This window comes from Cecembia lonarensis LW9 (assembly GCF_000298295.1).
GTDB classification, from domain to species: Bacteria; Bacteroidota; Bacteroidia; order Cytophagales; family Cyclobacteriaceae; genus Cecembia; species Cecembia lonarensis.
Map to the genome: position 1 here is coordinate 1 of NZ_AMGM01000172.1, position 2,019 is coordinate 2,019.

Annotated in this window: 2 protein-coding genes; both read left to right on the forward strand. The window is 42.0% G+C overall.

Features of this window, described 5'->3' with window-relative positions; genetic code table 11:
• Positions 1-430: 430 nt before the first annotated feature.
• The gene (locus tag B879_RS20595) at positions 431-985 is read left to right on the forward strand and encodes a gluconate 2-dehydrogenase subunit 3 family protein (RefSeq protein WP_009187161.1); all 555 of its coding nucleotides are present in this window, start codon (positions 431-433) and stop codon (positions 983-985) included.
• The coding region (locus B879_RS20600) for a GMC family oxidoreductase N-terminal domain-containing protein (RefSeq protein ID WP_040401497.1) at positions 978-2,019 on the forward strand (1,042 nt) is incomplete at its 3' end. The genes B879_RS20595 and B879_RS20600, both read left to right, overlap by 8 nt.

A 2,019-nucleotide genomic window follows, 5' to 3' on the forward strand; every position in this document is an offset into this window, starting at 1 on the left:
TCCCCTGGTTTCACCAGGGGCTATTTAAAGTTCGATCCTTTCAGGATCATTACCTCTTTATTTCTATCTTCAAGTTAGTAAATTAATGTTACTTTGAATATTTCTTAAAATTCGTGATAAAATAACCGATTAAATCATTTTTTATCTGCGTTAATCCTCATTCATCCCTTATCCATTTTATCTGTGTTCATCCCATTTATCTGTGGTTAAAACTTTACCTGAATACCTCAAATCAATTGTCAAATTCAGTAATCATAGAAAATCCATCATTATCCCTGATTCATTTTATCAGTGTTCATCCCATTCATCAGTGGTTCATTTTTTAATCTTTATCCAATTTCATCTGTGGTTAAATTAATCAGTGGTTTGAAAAATCCCTAAATCGTTTTACCTTATCCCTCATTTCAAATCAATCCCTAATAACCTATCCATGAAAAGAAGAGATGCACTTAGGAGTCTTGCCCTGTTGACAGGGGGACTGGTCTTGGTGCCTTCCTGTGATTTTTCCAAGGAAGACATCCTGGCTGCCTATCATAACCTTCAGATTACCCCTTCCCTCCAGCAATTGTTGGCCGACATAGCAGACACCATCATTCCTCCGGGAGAGATCAAAGGGGCTTCAGACCTCAGCGTGCAGGACTTTATTCTGGTGATGGTCAATGACTGTATGGATGAAAATGGACAACAATCCTTTATGAATGGATTGAAAGGCTTTGAGGATTTCAGCAAAAAGAAAACAGGCAATACCTTTTCCAAACTCGAAACGGTACAAAAAGAGGAACTCCTCCTGGCAGGCATGACTACTGATGCCGAAGCCGAAAGGGACATCCGGTCCTTTTTGGGCACTACCAAACGCTTTACCATCCAAGGTTTCATGCTTTCTGAATACATTCAGACAGAGGTGAAACCCTATTCCCTTATCCCTGGGGATTATCAGGGTGAAGTACGTATTGCTGACTTAAACACAGATAGAATCCATGGCTAATTTCAATATAGATGCAGTAAAAGAAAGAACGTTTCAGGCCATTGTCATTGGTTCTGGAATGAGTGGGAGTTGGGCGGCCAAAGAGCTCTGCGAGCATGGGGTGAAAACACTGGTCTTGGAAAGGGGGCGGGATGTCAAACATATCAAAGATTATCCCACTACGAATATGCTTCCCTATGAATTTGAGCATAGGGGTCAGATACCTTTAGAAGTACAAAAGGAAAATCCTGTAGTGAGCCGTTGTTATGCATTTAGAGAAGATGCCCAACACTTTTTTGTCAAAGACAAGGAACATCCGTATGTGCAGGAAAAACCCTTTGATTGGATCAGAGGTTATCAGGTAGGAGGAAAATCCCTACTTTGGGCAAGACAGGTGCAGCGCTTGTCCGATTATGACTTTGAAGGACCTGCCAGAGATGGTTTTGCGGTAGATTGGCCTATACGGTATAAGGACATTGCTCCTTGGTACAGCCATGTGGAAAAGTTTGCCGGGGTATCCGGAAATAGAGACGGGCTTCCCCATCTCCCAGATGGAGAGTTTCTTCCAGCATATCCTTTGAATGTGGTAGAAAGGTATTTTCAGGACCAACTCAAAACGCATTATGGCGATTCCCGCCATATGATTTTGGCCCGATGTGCCCATATCAATGGAAATTTGGATTATTATGCGCAACAAGGAAGAGCACGTTGTCAAAGCAGAAACCTCTGCCAAAGAGGCTGTCCTTTTGGAGGGTATTTCTCCGCTAATGCTTCTACTTTACCTTGGGCAGAAAAGACCGGAAACATGACCATGCGTACCCATGCGGTGGTTCATTCCATTATCTATGATGAAGAAAAAGGCAAGGCAACCGGAGTGAGAATAGTGGATGCCCATACCAAAGAAATGGAAGAGTATTATGCGGACGTGATTTTCGTCAATGGTTCTGCACTCAATACCAACCTGATTTTATTGAACTCTACTTCCAATCGCTTTCCTAATGGACTGGGCAATGACAATGGATTGCTTGGAAAGTATGTGGCATTTCACAATTATA

Bases quoted from the DNA above. Each gene is read 5' to 3' on its own strand.
- B879_RS20595 (WP_009187161.1), top strand. From the start codon at position 431: ATGAAAAGAAGAGATGCACTTAGGAGTCTTGCCCTGTTGACAGGGGGA.